The organism is Methylobacterium phyllosphaerae, from assembly GCF_001936175.1.
In the GTDB taxonomy this organism is placed as follows: Bacteria; Pseudomonadota; Alphaproteobacteria; order Rhizobiales; family Beijerinckiaceae; genus Methylobacterium; species Methylobacterium fujisawaense.
In genome coordinates this window covers 5,198,449-5,213,016 of sequence record NZ_CP015367.1, presented here as the reverse complement: position 1 = coordinate 5,213,016, position 14,568 = coordinate 5,198,449, and the positions used below count along the sequence as shown (strand labels likewise).

11 protein-coding genes are annotated in these 14,568 nt (G+C 68.5%); 4 read left to right on the top strand and 7 right to left on the bottom strand.

Annotation, left to right across the window (positions count from 1 at the left end):
• Positions 1-11: 11 nt before the first annotated feature.
• Complete coding sequence (gene oxc / locus MCBMB27_RS23855) at positions 12-1,757, top strand: oxalyl-CoA decarboxylase (RefSeq protein WP_075381427.1); 1,746 nt, start codon at positions 12-14, stop codon at positions 1,755-1,757.
• 310 nt (positions 1,758-2,067) lie between these two features.
• A complete protein-coding gene (locus MCBMB27_RS23850; RefSeq protein WP_075381426.1) occupies positions 2,068-2,763 on the top strand; it encodes an alpha/beta hydrolase in 696 nt (231 codons plus the stop codon).
• A 3-nt stretch (positions 2,764-2,766) separates the two neighbouring features.
• Here MCBMB27_RS23850 and MCBMB27_RS23845 read toward each other — a convergent pair whose 3' ends face one another.
• The 3 genes from MCBMB27_RS23845 to MCBMB27_RS23835 all read right to left on the bottom strand — a co-directional run bounded on the left by MCBMB27_RS23845 (position 2,767) and on the right by MCBMB27_RS23835 (position 5,802).
• Entirely contained in the window at positions 2,767-3,945 is a 1,179-nt protein-coding gene (locus MCBMB27_RS23845; protein ID WP_075381425.1) for an HPP family protein, read from the bottom strand.
• 83 nt (positions 3,946-4,028) lie between these two features.
• The gene (gene frc / locus MCBMB27_RS23840) at positions 4,029-5,279 is read right to left on the bottom strand and encodes a formyl-CoA transferase (RefSeq protein ID WP_043353710.1); all 1,251 of its coding nucleotides are present in this window, start codon (positions 5,277-5,279) and stop codon (positions 4,029-4,031) included.
• A 55-nt stretch (positions 5,280-5,334) separates the two neighbouring features.
• A complete protein-coding gene (locus MCBMB27_RS23835) occupies positions 5,335-5,802 on the bottom strand; it encodes a PAS domain-containing protein (protein ID WP_374701349.1) in 468 nt (155 codons plus the stop codon).
• Positions 5,803-6,709: 907 nt separating this feature from the next.
• On the opposite strand from MCBMB27_RS23835, the gene MCBMB27_RS23830 reads away from it, so the two are divergent.
• The gene (locus MCBMB27_RS23830; protein WP_075381424.1) at positions 6,710-7,951 is read left to right on the top strand and encodes a KpsE/RkpR family capsule polysaccharide export protein; all 1,242 of its coding nucleotides are present in this window, start codon (positions 6,710-6,712) and stop codon (positions 7,949-7,951) included.
• A 48-nt stretch (positions 7,952-7,999) separates the two neighbouring features.
• Here MCBMB27_RS23830 and MCBMB27_RS23825 read toward each other — a convergent pair whose 3' ends face one another.
• Entirely contained in the window at positions 8,000-8,581 is a 582-nt protein-coding gene (locus MCBMB27_RS23825; protein WP_043381681.1) for a hypothetical protein, read from the bottom strand.
• Positions 8,582-8,796: 215 nt separating this feature from the next.
• On the opposite strand from MCBMB27_RS23825, the gene flhA reads away from it, so the two are divergent.
• Positions 8,797-10,944 (top strand): flagellar biosynthesis protein FlhA, encoded by a 2,148-nt coding sequence (flhA, locus tag MCBMB27_RS23820; RefSeq protein WP_043350527.1) that lies wholly within the window; start codon positions 8,797-8,799, stop codon positions 10,942-10,944.
• 228 nt (positions 10,945-11,172) lie between these two features.
• Here the strand turns inward: flhA and MCBMB27_RS23815 are convergent, their stop codons facing one another.
• The 3 genes from MCBMB27_RS23815 to fliI all read right to left on the bottom strand — a co-directional run bounded on the left by MCBMB27_RS23815 (position 11,173) and on the right by fliI (position 14,300).
• Positions 11,173-12,246 (bottom strand): lysylphosphatidylglycerol synthase domain-containing protein, encoded by a 1,074-nt coding sequence (locus MCBMB27_RS23815; RefSeq protein ID WP_043350518.1) that lies wholly within the window; start codon positions 12,244-12,246, stop codon positions 11,173-11,175.
• A gap of 143 nt (positions 12,247-12,389) precedes the next feature.
• Positions 12,390-12,797: a flagellar export protein FliJ gene (fliJ, locus tag MCBMB27_RS23810; RefSeq protein WP_012322462.1), complete on the bottom strand. Its 408-nt coding sequence runs from the start codon at positions 12,795-12,797 to the stop codon at positions 12,390-12,392.
• A 150-nt stretch (positions 12,798-12,947) separates the two neighbouring features.
• Positions 12,948-14,300, bottom strand: coding sequence for a flagellar protein export ATPase FliI (gene fliI, locus MCBMB27_RS23805; RefSeq protein ID WP_043381683.1), 1,353 nt, complete (start codon positions 14,298-14,300; stop codon positions 12,948-12,950).
• Positions 14,301-14,568: the final 268 nt, after the last annotated feature.

Below are 14,568 nucleotides of genomic sequence, written 5' to 3'. Positions count from 1 at the left end.
GAGAAACCGTGATGACCGCACTCGCCAAGATCGTCCACACCGCCCCCGAGGTCGAGGCAGAGCCCGAGCTGACCGACGGCTTCCACCTCGTCATCGACGCGCTCAAGCTCAACGGCATCGAGACGATCTACGGTGTCCCGGGCATCCCGATCACCGATCTCGGCCGCATGGCCCAGGCCGAGGGGATGCGGGTGATCTCGTTCCGCCACGAGCAGCACGCCGGCAACGCCGCGGCGATCGCGGGCTTCCTTACCCAGAAGCCGGGCATCTGCCTCACGGTCTCGGCCCCGGGCTTCCTGAACGGCCTGACCGCCCTCGCCAACGCCACCACCAACTGCTTCCCGATGATCCTGATCTCGGGTTCCTCCGAGCGCGAGATCGTCGACCTGCAGCAGGGCGACTACGAGGAGATGGACCAGCTCGCCATCGCCAAGCCCCTGTGCAAGGCGGCCTTCCGGGTTCTGCATGCGGCCGATATCGGCATCGGCGTCGCCCGCGCCATCCGCGCCGCCTGCTCGGGCCGGCCGGGCGGCGTCTACCTGGACCTGCCCGCCAAGCTGTTCTCCCAGGTGATGGACGCCGAGGCCGGCCAGAAGTCGCTGGTCAAGGTGATCGATCCGGCCCCGGCCCAGCACCCCGCCCCCGAGGCGATCGCCCGGGCGCTCGACGTCCTGAAATCCGCCAAGCGGCCGCTGATCGTGCTCGGCAAGGGCGCCGCCTACGCCCAGGCCGACGCGGCGATCCGCAGCCTCGTGGAGACCAGCGGCATCCCCTACGTGCCGATGAGCATGGCCAAGGGCCTCCTGCCCGACACCCACCCGCTCTCGGCCGGCGCGGCGCGCTCGACGGCGCTGAAGGACTCGGACGTGGTGCTGCTGATCGGCGCCCGGCTGAACTGGCTGCTGTCGCACGGCAAGGGCAAGAGCTGGGGCGAGCCCGGTTCGACCAAGTTCATCCAGATCGACATCGAACCCCGCGAGATGGATTCGAACGTCGAGATCGTCGCGCCGGTGGTCGGCGACATCGCGTCCTGCGTGCAGGCGCTGCTCGACGGCATGGGCCAGGGCTGGCAGCAGCCTCCCTCCGACTGGATCGAGACGCTCAGGACCAAGCGCGAGGCGAACGTCGCCAAGATGGCGCCGAAGCTCATGAGCAACGCCTCGCCGATGAACTTCCACGCGGCGCTCGGTGCGCTCCGCACCATCGTCAAGGAGCGGCCGGACGCGATCCTGGTCAACGAGGGCGCCAACACCCTCGACCTCGCCCGGGGCATCATCGACATGTACCAGCCGCGCAAGCGCCTGGATGTCGGCACCTGGGGCATCATGGGCATCGGCATGGGCTTCGCGGTCGCGGCGGCCGTCGAGACCGGCAAGCCGGTCCTGTGCGTCGAAGGCGACAGCGCCTTCGGCTTCTCCGGCATGGAGGTCGAGACCATCTGCCGGTACGGGCTGCCGGTCTGCATCGTCGTGTTCAACAACAACGGCATCTACCGCGGCACCGACACGGATCCGACCGGCCGCGATCCCGCCACGACGGTGTTCGTGCCGGATTCCCGCTACGACAAGATGATGGAAGCCTTCGGTGGCGTCGGCTACCACGTCACCACGCCGGACGAGCTGACCCGCGCGGTCAACGAGGCGATGAACTCGGGCCGCCCGGCCCTGGTCAACGCCGTCATCGACCCGGCGGCCGGCAGCGAGAGCGGCAACATCGGCAGCCTCAACCCGCAGAGCGGCATCAAGAAGAAGAAGTGAGGGCGGCGGGCCCCTGAAGCCCGCAACCGGGATGTCTGCACGCCGGCCGGATCGCTCAGCGGTCCGGCCGTTCATGACTGCGCGGCACGCTTCGAGGCCGAGCCGCGGGTCCCCTCTCCCGTGCGGGAGAGGGACAGGGTGAGGGAACAGGTCCGTCCGGAAAGGGCGCGACCGGGACGCGCCTCAATGGCGTGCTCGTCCTGGGAGTCCTCGCCCCTCACCCCGGCCCACTCCCGCACGGGAGAGGGAGTCTGGCGCCGCTGGCAAGCCACACAACGCGAATCCAACACCGATCCGACGAGTTCCTGCGATGATCGATCCCGACCTCGCCGGCCGCCTGCACTTTCGCCACCGACTGCCCGGCCGCGAACCCCTTCCGCCGGGCAGGCATGACCTCGGCCTCTTCGCCGAGCGCGACGCGGTGCTGGTGGTTCCCGAGGGCCTCGATCCGCGCCGGCCCTGCCCGCTCGTGGTTCTGTTCCACGGCGGCGGCGGCAGTGCCGAGCGCATCCTGCCGATGCTGGAGGCGCATGCCCGCGCCGCGCGCTTCCTGCTCCTCGTGCCGCAATCCCTCTTCCCGACCTGGGACATCGTCATCGCCGGCCACGGGCCGGACCGCGAGAGGGTCGCGGCGGCACTGGCGCACGTGGCGGACCGGTTCCTGCTCGATCCGGGGCGGCTCTGCTTCGCCGGCCATTCCGACGGTGGAAGCTACACCCTCTCGCTGGGGCTCGCGAACGGCGATGTGGCGAGCCACCTGATCGTCTCGGCGGCCGGGTTCCTGTCGGTCCATCTGCAGGTCGGCGCACCGCGCATCTTCCTGTCGCACGGGACGCAGGATGAGCAGATCCCGATCGACCGGAGCGCCCGGATCCACGTGCCGACGCTGCGCGAGGCCGGATATCCGGTCACCTATGTCGAGTATGACGGGCCGCACGCCCATCAGCCGGCCGTGGTGGCCCAGGCAGTGGACTTCTTCTTGAGCGATCCGCCCGACGGCGTGTGAGCGTCAGGCCAGAGCGGTACGGGCCGAGGCGCGGGCGCAGATCGGCGCCTCGGGCGCGTCGGCTTCGGACAACAGCGCCGGGATGAGGTCCGTCTGCGAGACGATCCCGACCAGACGGCCGTCGGCGTCGACCACCGGCAGGTGGTGCAGCCCCGCCTCCGACATCCGCGGCACCAGCACGGCGATGGGTGTGTCGGGACCGACGGGCTCGACCGCGCTCATGATGTCGGCGGCGCAGCCATGGGGTGCGCGGCCCCGCTCGGCCGTGAGCCGCAGGCGGCGGCCGAGGCCGAGGCGCGGCCCGGACCGGTCCCAGGCGGCCTTGTCGAGAAGATCCGTCTGCGTGACGATGCCGAGGACGCGTGCCCCCTCGTCGGTCACCGGAAGCGCCTTGATCCGGTGCCTGCGCAGCAGCCGCAACGCCTCAGCCAGCGGCGCGTCCGGCGCCACCGCGATCACGTCGCGCGACATGATCGCCGCGCAGGTGATCGGACTCGAGAGGCGGCCGTAGACCCGCATCTGCACGCGCCGCAGGATCTGCTCCAGGTCGCTGCGGTCGACGTCGAGGAGCTGGTCGAAATCCTCCAGCGCGGCGTCGAGGTCCGAGGCCCGGAAGCCCACCCGGGCGCCGGAGGGCGGATCGGCCGTTCTGGGACCCGCCGGGCGCAGATGCGGGTAGGTGCGCCCCGTCAGGTTGTTGAACAGCAGGGCGGTCGTCAGCAGCAGCAGCGAATTGGCCGCGACCGGCCAGAGCACGAAGCCGTAGCCCAGCTCGCGGATCGCCGGGCCGCCGAGAACGGCCGTTAGCGCTACGGCTCCGCTCGGCGGGTGCAGGCAGCGCAGGGCCATCATCAGGGCGATCGCAACCCCGATGGCGCAGGATGCCGCCACGAACGGATCGGCGATCCACGCCCCCGCCGTGACGCCCACGAGTGCCGCCACGATGTTGCCGCCGAGGATCGACCACGGCTGCGCCAGGGGGCTCGCGGGCACGGCGAAGAGCAGCACCGCCGAGGCGCCCATCGGGGCGATCAGGACAGGCAGCGCCTCGGAGCCCAGGGCGGCGCGGCAGACGAGGCCGGTCGCCAGGATGCCCGCCAGGGCACCGGCGGCGGAGCGCAGGCGCTCACGCTTGCTGATCGGGGTCAGCTCCGGCAGGAAACGGCTCAGGAATGCGCGCATCGGATCCGGGGCTCGCACATGAAAAGGACGGCGCTGGGGGAGCGCCGTCCTGTCTCAGGAACGCTGAGGTCGGGCGCTGTCTATCAGACCGCGCGAGCCTCGTGCATCGCCCGGATCTGCTCCGGCGAGTAACCGAGGTCTGCGAGCACCTCATCGGTGTGCTCGCCGAGCAGCGGCGACGCCTTCACCTCGACCTTCATGTCGGAGAACTTGATCGGGCTCCCGACGGTCAGGTACTTGCCGAGCTTCGGGTGCGCCACCTCGACGACGGTGCCGCTCTCGCGCAGGGACTTGTCCTCGGCGATCTCCTTCATCGACAGCACCGGCGCGCAGGGGATGTCGTAGGTGCGCAGGATGTCCACCGCCTCGAACTTGGTCTTGTCGGCGAGCCACTCCTCGATCGTCTTGAAGATGTCGAAGATCTTGTCCTGGCGCGCCCGGGCGGTGTTGTAGCCCGGATCGGTGATCCACTCCTCCTTGCCGAGCGCCTTGCAGATCGGCGCCCAGGCATGACCTTGGATCGTGAAGTAGATGTAGGCGTTCGGGTCGGTCTCCCAGCCCTTGCACTTCAGCACCCAGCCCGGCTGGCCGCCGCCGCCGGCGTTGCCGCCCCGCGGCACCACATCGGAGAACTCGCCGTGGGGGTACTGCGGGTACTCCTCGAGGTAGCCGAGGGCGTCGAGGCGCTGCTGGTCGCGCAGCTTCACGCGGCAGAGGTTGATCACCGAGTCCTGCATCGACACGGCGACCTTCTGGCCCTTGCCGGTCTTGTTCTTCTGGTGAAGCGCCGTGAGGATGCCGATGGCGAGGTGCATGCCGGTGTTGGAGTCACCCAGCGCGGCGGCGCTGACGGTGGGCGGACCGTCCCAGAAGCCCGTGGTCGAGGCGGCACCGCCCGCGCACTGGGCGACGTTCTCGTAGACCTTCAGGTCCTCATAGTGGTGGCCGTCCGAGAAGCCCTTCACCGAGGCGAGGATCATGCCCGGGTTCAGCTCCTGGATACGGGCCCAGGAAAAGCCCATCCGGTCGAGGGCGCCGGGGCCGAAATTCTCGACCATGACGTCGGAGTCTTGGATGAGCTTCTCAAGGACTTCCTTGCCGGCCTGGGTCTTGGTGTCGAGGGTGAGCGAGCGCTTGTTGGAATTCAGCATCGTGAAGTAGAGCGCGTCCGCGTCCTCGACGTGGCGCAGCTGCGTCCGGGTCACGTCGCCGGCGCCGGGGCGCTCGACCTTGATCACGTCGGCGCCGAACCAGGCGAGCAGCTGCGTGCAGGCCGGGCCGGCCTGGACGTGCGTGAAGTCGATGATCTTGATGCCTTCCAGCGGCTTGCTCATGGGGCGTTCTCCCTGTGCGGTTTGGTGATCGGGACCTTCGGATCGTCCGGCGGGCTCATGGCGCCCGGCGGGCCGGATCCGAGGAAGCTTCGAGTTCGGCCACGCGTTGGCGCAGGCGCTTCTCTTCGGCCCAGCGCTCGGTCTCGTCGCGGATCACGGCGACGATCCCGGTCACCCGGTCGGAGGCGTCCCGCACCATCCCCACCGTGAAGGCGATGGAGAGCTGGCGGCCGTCCTTGTGGAGCGCCGGCACCCTCAGGGTCTCCGCCCCGTAGCGGGTGACGCCGGTGCGCATGGTCTTGGCATAGCCGTCCCAGTGGCGGCGCCGGTGCCGCTCGGGGGTGATCAGATCGAGACTCTGCCCCAGCGCCTCGGCGGCGCTGAAGCCGAAGATGCGCTCGGCGGCGGCGTTCCAGACGGTGATGGCGCCGTCCGGATCGGACACCACCACGGCGTCTCCGATAGCCCTGACGAAGTCGGCGAGATCGGAACCGTTACGCTCCGCCTGCGCCAAGCCCGTCACCGGCGACATCCGGCCAACGGGCCAGGGATGAGGCGGATTGCAGAAGTCTGAAGCTGCGTCATCCGCGGCCACCCTCCCTGAACGTCGCCCGAAAGAGCGGCGTTAAAATTCCAGTCCGGTCTTGCTAAGGAACCGTGACCAGCCCTTTCTTTGGTATTTGGTATGCCAAATGGGGAATTCCGTCAACGCCCGCGGTGACAGGTGGAACTTTTCTTCAACTCGATACCGCGAGACGCGGCCCCTGACGGAGTGCCGGCGGGCGGTCTCGACACGGGCCGAGCAGCCCGGCATTTCGCCCTGGGCCTTCCGAACGCGATCGCTTTCGACACGCCGATGATCGCCGCTCAGGATTTCGGGCTCCGGGCTCGACGATCAGGTATGTCTACGGGTATCGACAGTATTTCCTGAATGAGTGCGCCGCGTCTCACTCTGGTCGCCTCGATTACGACTTTAATCTCGGACCGCAACGATTGATGGATCGTCACGCCGAATGATTTCCGTATCGGCTTTTATCGGAAGCTGATCATAAGTGACGGGATCTCCGCCGACGCGTCATAGATCCGGCGCCTTAGCGCAGGTTTTCCGTAGCGAGATCGGCTTAAGCGCGGCTTCGTGTGACTCCGACAGAACGCGGGCACCACCATGGCCACGCATTCCGCGAGGACGACCGGGCGGCTGGATCCGGCAGACTGCCTCCGGCCCAACAGCGATGTGGTCATCGATGGCACGCGCGGATTCCATCGGACCAGGCCGCGCCGCGACGCGCGCGGCGGCGACGCCGAGGCATCCATAACGACATGCTTTTGCCGTCTCCCCGTGCGACAGACGATCGGCGTGCGGATTGCGGCGCGGTCATGATCCCGGTGACGGGTCGACCTTCTAGGCCGGGAGGGCCGGGAATCAGACCATGAATATGGAGATCCGGAAGGCAGAGGGACAGCCGGTTACGTCTGCCGACCGTCAACAGGCGGTCACTGAGTCGCTTCGGCAGATCGCGCGCATGTCGCGCTTCGCCGATCGCAAGAAGGGGATCCGATCCTATCAGGTCCAGACCAAGAACGACCCCTGGATCCCGGCCCTGTTCGTGATCTGTTTCATCCTGCCGGCCTTGGCCGGTGCCGTCTATTACGGCTTGATCGCGTCGAATCGCTACGTCACCGAAGCACGCTTCGCGATCCGACCGGCTCTCGGCTCGTCCGACAAGACATCCTCCGAAACCGGGGGAACCGCTTCCGGCACGTCGAACCAGATGGTGGCGCAGGATACACAGATCACGCGCGAGTTCATCCTCAGCCGGCCGATGCTGGAGATCCTCGAAGGGCAGTTACCGCTGCGCCAGTGGTTCAGCAGCGATTCGATCGATTACTTTTCACGGTTCGATCCCGAAAAGCCGATCGAGAAGTTCGTCCGCTATTGGAAGCGGCGCGTCGGCGTCGAGGTCGAAGGCGGCTCCGGGATCATGTCCGTCACGGTCGAGGCCTTCGATCCGGACGAATCGCTTGCCATTGCCAAGGCCGTCATGAAGGAGGCCGAGCGCAAGGTGAACGACCTCAGCGTCAAGTCGCGCGAGGACGCCGTGGCGGAGAGCGCGCGCGAACTCCGTCTTGCCGAAGAGCGCATGACCAAGATCCGCCTCGCCATGCGCGACCTGCGCAACCGCGAAGGTGTGCTGGACGCCCAGAAGACGAATGACATCAATATCAAGATGATCGCGGAGCTGCGGGCATCCCGCATCAACCTCGCGGTCCAGCTCGCGATCGGCCAGCGCGACCTCGGTCCCGATTCGCGCCGGATCATGGATCTCAAGCAGCAGATCAAGGATATCGACGACAACATCGCCCGGATCGAGCGGCAATCCGCCAGCCAGGATCCCGATCAGAAGCGGCTGCTGTCCGACGCGTTGACGCGGTTCGAGATCCTGGAGAACGACCGGAAGAATGCCGAGAAATATTACCAGCAAGTGCTGACCGCCTACGAGCGCGCCCGCATCATCTCGGCCCGGCAGATCGAGTTCTTCAGCCCGATCGTCGAGCCCGTGAAAGCGGAATCGTCGACCGAACCGCGGCGGCTCCTGATGATCGGCCTGATCATGGCGGGCGCCGGAATCCTGTTCGGAGCCTCGATGTTCGCTCGTAAGATGATGACCTGACCTACGCCCGCCCCGCGGAGTTGCCCGGAGCGGATACGTATCCTCGCCTCAGCGGGTGGACCGGGCGGCCGGGCCGATCGTACCGCCGGTCCAGCCCTGTGCCCGCCAATCCTCGGCGCGCTCGTCGATGTCGATCGAACCGGCTTGATCCAGAATGGCGAGGACGCGTTCGCCCCGCGACTCGTCGGCCCGAACGGTGACCAGAGTGCCGCCCCGTCGCACGCCTTCCGCATAGGTCTCGGCTTCGTCGGCGCTGAGACCCGCCGCCGTCAGGCCGCCGATCAGGCCTCCGGCCGCGGCGCCGACCCCGGCGCCCGTGACGGCGGCCACGAGCCAGCCCGCCGCGACCACCGGTCCGAGCCCGGGGATGGCCAGCAACCCGAGGCCGGCGAGCAGCCCCGCGCCACCGCCCAACACCGTCCCGACCGTCGCCCCGGTGCCCGCCGACTCCGCCGCGTCCGACGGGTGGGGCACGGCGGAACCGGGCGCGTGCGGTTCAGCGGGTGAGTCGGGGCGGTTCGCGACAATGCTGATCTCGGCATGGGGGATGCCGGCAGCTTCCAGCCGGTCCACCGCGTCTGCAGCGGCCTCGTATCGGTCGAACAGGGCGGTCAAGATGCGGACGGCCATCGGATCCTCCCGGACATACCCGGGTCGGAGCCCGGAGACGTGGCGACATCGCGGAAAGCCCGCAAAGGGCTCGGACGGGTTCTCATCAAGCGCTTGCGGCAGCCCCGGTTCCCGGCACCGCCCGCCACATCTTAACGCCGCGCTAACCATCCACCCGGCAGATCTTGCCGAGTGCTCCCCGGCCCGTCCGAGGGGAACGGCGACGGATGGAATCGATGGCAGAAGCGGCGAGCGCGCCGGCACAGGCGGGCGTCACGACGGTCCTCGGCCAGCTCACATTGCCGACGCGCGGCGACCTCCACGCGCTGTCCAAGCGGTCGGACCTGCTGTTCGCCACAGGCGTGCTGGGGATCCTGGCGGTCCTCATCTTCCCGCTGCCGGCGGTCCTGCTCGACCTGCTCCTGGCGGTGTCGATCATCATGTCGGTGCTGATCATGATGACCGGCCTGTCCATCGACAACCCGCTGGAATTTACCGTTTTCCCGACGTTGCTGCTCATCGCCACGATGCTGCGGCTCGCCCTGAATCTCGCCTCGACCCGCCTGATCCTCGGGCACGGACACGAGGGCACCGCCGCCGCGGGTCACGTCATCGAGGCGTTCGGCCATTTCGTCATGGGCGGCAACTTCGTGATCGGGATCATCGTGTTCGCGATCCTAATCATCGTGAACTTCGTGGTGATCACGAAGGGCTCGGGCCGCATCGCCGAGGTCGCGGCCCGCTTCACCCTCGACGCGATGCCCGGAAAGCAGATGGCCATCGACGCCGATCTCTCGGCCGGCCTCATCGACGAGAAGGCCGCGAAGGCCCGGCGGGCGGCGCTGGAAGAGGAATCGTCGTTCTTCGGCGCCATGGACGGTGCCTCGAAATTCGTGCGCGGCGACGCCGTGGCGGCCCTGCTGATCACCTTCATCAACGTCGTCGGCGGCATCATCATCGGGGTGGCGCAGCAGGGCATGAGCTTCGGCGACGCCGCCAAGAGCTACACGCTGCTGACCATCGGCGACGGTCTCGCGAGTCAGGTCCCGGCCCTGATCGTCTCGACGGCGGCGGGCCTGCTGGTCTCCAAGGCCGGTGTGCGGGGCGCGGCTGACAAGGCCCTCGGCAAGCAGCTCGCCCATTACCCCAAGGCGCTGGGCATGTCGGCGGCCGTGATGCTGCTGATCGCGCTCCTGCCCGGCATGCCGATGCTGCCCTTCGTGCTGCTCGGCGGCGGCGCCGGCTACGCCGCGTGGCGCATCAACAAGACCGCCAAGCTGGCCCCGCCCCTCGACGCCCAGGGCGTACCGATGGATGCGGCCGCGGTGGCGGCCGCGGCCGCCCCCAAGGAGGAGACGGTCACCGACCTCCTGAAGCTCGACGACCTCAAGCTGGAGATGGGCTACGCGCTCCTGGCGCTCGTCAACGGCGAAGGTCAGGACCGGCTCACCGACCAGATCAAGGCCCTGCGCCGCCAGCTCGCGGCGGAACTGGGCTTCGTGATGCCGTCGGTGCGCATCCTCGACAACGTCCAGCTCGACGCCAACGCCTACGTGGTGCGGGTGAAGGAGATCGAGGCCGGCACCGGCCGGATCTTCCCCGGTCAGTTCATGGCGATGGATCCGATGGGCGGCCAGGTCCAGCTGCCGGGCCAACACATGCTGGAGCCGACCTTCGGCCTGCCGGCCACCTGGATCGACGCGGCCCTGCGCGACCAAGCCCAATTGAAGGGCTACACCGTGGTGGATGCCGCAACCGTGGTGTCGACCCATCTCACCGAGGTCATCAAGGCCCACGTCTCCGAGCTCCTCAACCACGTCGAGGTCTCGAAGCTGCTGCGCGAGCTGTCCAAGGAGCACGCCGACCTGCTGAAGGAGATCGTCCCCTCGCAGATCTCGACCACCGGCATCCAGCGCGTGCTGCAGTTCCTGCTCGCCGAACGGGTCTCGATCCGCGATCTCGGCGCGATCGTGGAGGCGATCGCCGAAGTGGCGGGCGGGGTGAAGAACCCCCGGGACGTGGTCGAGCACGTCCGCGCCAGGCTCGGCCGGCAGATCTGCGCGCAGTACCAGGACCAGAACGGGATGCTGCCGATCATCACCCTCTCGCCGGCCTGGGAGCAGGCGTTCATGGAATCGATCGTGGGCGAGCGCGACGAGCGCTACCTCGCGATGCAGCCCTCGAAGCTCAGCGAGTTCGTCAATGCGGTGCGCGACCGCTTCGAGATGGCGGCGCGCCAGGGCGAGATGCCGGTCCTCGTGACCTCGGCGCAGACGCGGCCGTTCGTCCGCTCGATCATCGAGCGCTTCCGCCGGGAGACACCGGTGATGAGCCAGGCCGAGATCCATCCGCGGGCGCGTCTGCGGACGGTGAATTCGATCTGAGCGCAGACGCTCCCTCGCGACCGGACGGATCGCGGCCCCTGGATGTCGGCGTCGGGCTCCGGAACGCCCGGCGGCTCATCGCCTCAGGCCGAACGCGGGAGCCCGTTGCACCCCGCGCGGAGACCGGCCTCAGAAGGGTGAGGCCCGCACGACAGGGCTTCGTGCGCTGACTTCCCAGACCGGACGCGAGCCGCGACGGCGCCCCCTGAAGGAATTCTCAAGGGCGGGTCAGATCGCCTTCTGCTTGAGCTCCCGCTCCATCTCATGGGCGTCGAGGCCAGGAGCGGTGACCGGCGGTTCCGGCACGACGGTCGCCTTCGGTCCGTTCGCTGGGGTGCCGATCGCCGCGGCCAGACGCGAGCGTTCGAATGCGATCACCACGATCACCGAGATCAGCGCCGGAAGCCAGAAATAGAAGACGCGGAACACCAGCAGCGCGGCGACGACGGCGTTCTTACGCGCCTCGTCGGTCTCCGCGATATTCATGGCGGTGAGGAAGACGATCTCGAAGACGCCGAGGCCACCGGGCGCGTGCGAGGCGAGCGCCACCGAGAAGGAGGCCAGGAAGATCGCCAGGACGGGGATGAAGCCCGGATTGACCGCGTCCGGCAGGGCAAAATAGATGATCCCGGCCGCCCCCAGAAGCTCCAGCGGTGCAGCCGCGAGCTGGCGCAGCATGATCCCCGGGCGCGGGTATTCGAGCTTGAATTTCCGCAGGCTGATCGGCGGCAGCCGCAGAAGCGAACCGGCGACGTAGAGGGCGACGAAAGCCAGCATCCCGATGCCGACGGCGACGGCCGTACTCGGATTGGTCAGGATCGCCGGGAGCTTGTCCTGCAGGCGGGCCAGCAGATGCGGATCGTAAACCAGCGTGAAGCCGCCGAGCAGCACCGTCCCGAGGAAGAACGTGAAGGAGCAGAGCGCCACCAGCACGGCGACCTGCGCCGCCGACAGGCCCTTGGCTGTGTAGGCGCGATAGCGGACCAGGGCGCCGGAGAAGACCGAGGCGCCGATATTGTGCGAGAGGGCGTAGGTCGTGAAGGAGCAGAGCGAGACGAACAGCCACGAGATGTGGCGCACGCCCAGATGCAGGAGCGCGATCCGGTCGTACCAGGCGAGCGCCGCATAGGCGACCAGGGTCGAGAAGGCCGCCAGCAGGATCCGGTGCGGCGGGATCGCGAGCACCGCGGCCCAGATCGCCGAGAGCGAGGTGGTCTTCAATTCCTGATAGAGGAAGTAGCCCGATACCACGACGGCCGCGAGGCCAATCATGGGCCAGATAAACTCGCTGATCTTCTTCATGAACACCGACGCCCTGGGGAGAGCCCCTGATGCGCCGGCACGCGACGCGCTGCAAGCGGCATGTCACCGCCGCGATCCCCCTTGTCAGGTGATCGTGACGGTTTCGTGCCGCGGGAGCCTGCCGATCGGTCCGTCGGCCGGGCTCAGCCCCGGGCGCGGTTCAGGCCGATCCCGTCCATGGCGGCTTGGTCCCGAGCCGATTCGGCCGCGCGCTCGGCGGTCCGCTCGCGGTCGTTCAGGATCTCGACCTTCTTCAGTTCCTCGAAAGCCTCGCCCAGCTCGGCCTTCGCCTCGGCGAGCTGACCCTCGAGAGCCTGGGCGGACTGAATCATGTTGTCCCGGCGCGTCGCCGCCGCGCGGGCATAGGTCGGGTAGGCGAAGTGACCGACATCGGTGATTCCGGCCCGGGCCTCCTCGACGGCGACCTCGCGATCGAGCTCCACCGCCATGCGCTGGAAGTCGGCCATCATCATCTCGATCTGGGTCACGCGCCGGCGCTTCTCATCGACCTGGAAGCGGCGCAGGCGGATCAGCGTGTCACGCGATTTCATTAGGACGCTCACTCCACGCAACGCTTGAGGCCGCGCCCGGGATCACGCCCGGACAGTGCCCATGTGCGAGCCTGCCCACGGCAGCCTCGCCCGGATCCCCCACCTGCACCATGTGGTTCGCCGAAGCGTCGCCGCCCCGAGGCATGGTGCCTAGGCCCCGCCGATGATCTCGGTGAGCCGTGCGTAACCATCGCCGATGGACGTTGCTTCTTCCTTACCCTGCCCCAGAAAAGCCTCAAGATACGGCATGAGCGCCACGGCCTCGTCGACCTCCTGGGAGGAGCCGGCCCGGTAGGCGCCGAGGCGGATCAACTCCTCCATATCGGCATAGGTGGACAGCACCCGCCGCGCCCGCCGGACCACCGGCAGATAGGCCGGATCGCACGAGCGCGGCATGGTCCGCGAGACCGAGCGCAACACGTTGATCGCCGGATAGCGCCCGCGCTCCGCGATGGCGCGCTCCATGACGATGTGACCGTCGAGGATGCCGCGCACCGCGTCGGCCACGGGCTCGTTGTGGTCGTCGCCCTCGACCAGGACGGTGAACAGGGCCGAGATCGTCCCCTGCCCCACGCCGGGGCCGGCCCGCTCGAGCAGGCGCGGCAGCTCCGAGAAGACGGTCGGCGTATAGCCCTTGGCGGTCGGCGGCTCGCCGGCGGCAAGGCCGATGTCGCGCTGGGCCATGGCGAATCGTGTGATCGAGTCGATCATGCACAGGACCTTGGCGCCACGGTCGCGGAAATACTCGGCCACCGATAGGGTCATGTAAGCCGCGTTCCGGCGCATCAGCGCCGGCTCGTCGGATGTCGCCACCACCACGATCGAGCGGGCGAGGCCGGCGGCTCCGAGGTCGTCCTGAAGAAATTCCTGGACCTCGCGGCCGCGCTCGCCCACGAGGCCGATCACCGCCACGTCGGCGGCGGTGTAGCGGGCCAGCATCGACAGCAGCACCGACTTGCCGACGCCGGACCCGGCGAAGATGCCCATCCGCTGGCCGGCGCACATCGTCAGGAAGGTGTTGATGCACCGGACGCCGAGATCCAGCGGCCCGCCCACCCGCGTGCGGGCGTGGGCGGGCGGCGGGTCCGCGCGCAGGGGATAGACGTCGGGCCCGTGCGCCAGGGGGCCGAGCCCGTCGACCGGCCGCCCGAGGGCGTCGATCACCCGGCCGAGCCATGCGTCGGACGGCCGGATCGCGCCGGCCGATTCGTCGCGGACGTAGGCGGGGCAGCCGCGCCGCACGCCCTCGAGCGAGCCGAACGGCATGGCGAGCGCCCGGTCGCCCTGGAAGCCGATGACCTCGCAGGGCACCAGCCCGTGGCCGTTGGCGCCCTCGACATCGACCCGTCCCCCGAGCCGCATCGCCGCCACCGGCCCGGCGACCTCGACCAGCAGGCCGCGGATCGCCACGACCCGGCCGAACGTCTCCAGCACCTCGATCCGCTCCAGGGCGGCCTGCGCCGACGCGAGGGAAGCTACGGATCTTGCCGGATCCTGTGTCATCGGCCTGGCTCTCAACGCTTCGTTTACCGGCCTCCTTAACACTGCGGGTCACGGGCTCGTAGCGGCTCGATCCGGGTGGCGGCTTCGGCCGCGCCCGACGAAGTCGTACCGGTGTGTCCCATGGACAACAGCGGGGATCGGATCGTTGCGGAGGAAGTACTTACGCCGAAGGGGGCGAGCGGCCTGGACGCGGGCGGATCGGAATCGGGGTCGGGGCGAGACCGGGGAAACGCTGTTTCTCCTGTCAAGCTCGCGGAACTTCGAACGA

Bases quoted from the DNA above. Each gene is read 5' to 3' on its own strand.
- MCBMB27_RS23845 (WP_075381425.1), bottom strand. From the start codon at position 3,945: ATGCGCGCATTCCTGAGCCGTTTCCTGCCGGAGCTGACCCCGATCAGC.
- fliI (WP_043381683.1), bottom strand. From the start codon at position 14,300: ATGACACAGGATCCGGCAAGATCCGTAGCTTCCCTCGCGTCGGCGCAG.
- flhA (WP_043350527.1), top strand. From the start codon at position 8,797: ATGGCAGAAGCGGCGAGCGCGCCGGCACAGGCGGGCGTCACGACGGTC.
- MCBMB27_RS23825 (WP_043381681.1), bottom strand. From the start codon at position 8,581: ATGGCCGTCCGCATCTTGACCGCCCTGTTCGACCGATACGAGGCCGCT.
- MCBMB27_RS23830 (WP_075381424.1), top strand. From the start codon at position 6,710: ATGAATATGGAGATCCGGAAGGCAGAGGGACAGCCGGTTACGTCTGCC.
- fliJ (WP_012322462.1), bottom strand. From the start codon at position 12,797: ATGAAATCGCGTGACACGCTGATCCGCCTGCGCCGCTTCCAGGTCGAT.
- oxc (WP_075381427.1), top strand. From the start codon at position 12: ATGACCGCACTCGCCAAGATCGTCCACACCGCCCCCGAGGTCGAGGCA.
- MCBMB27_RS23850 (WP_075381426.1), top strand. From the start codon at position 2,068: ATGATCGATCCCGACCTCGCCGGCCGCCTGCACTTTCGCCACCGACTG.
- frc (WP_043353710.1), bottom strand. From the start codon at position 5,279: ATGAGCAAGCCGCTGGAAGGCATCAAGATCATCGACTTCACGCACGTC.
- MCBMB27_RS23815 (WP_043350518.1), bottom strand. From the start codon at position 12,246: ATGAAGAAGATCAGCGAGTTTATCTGGCCCATGATTGGCCTCGCGGCC.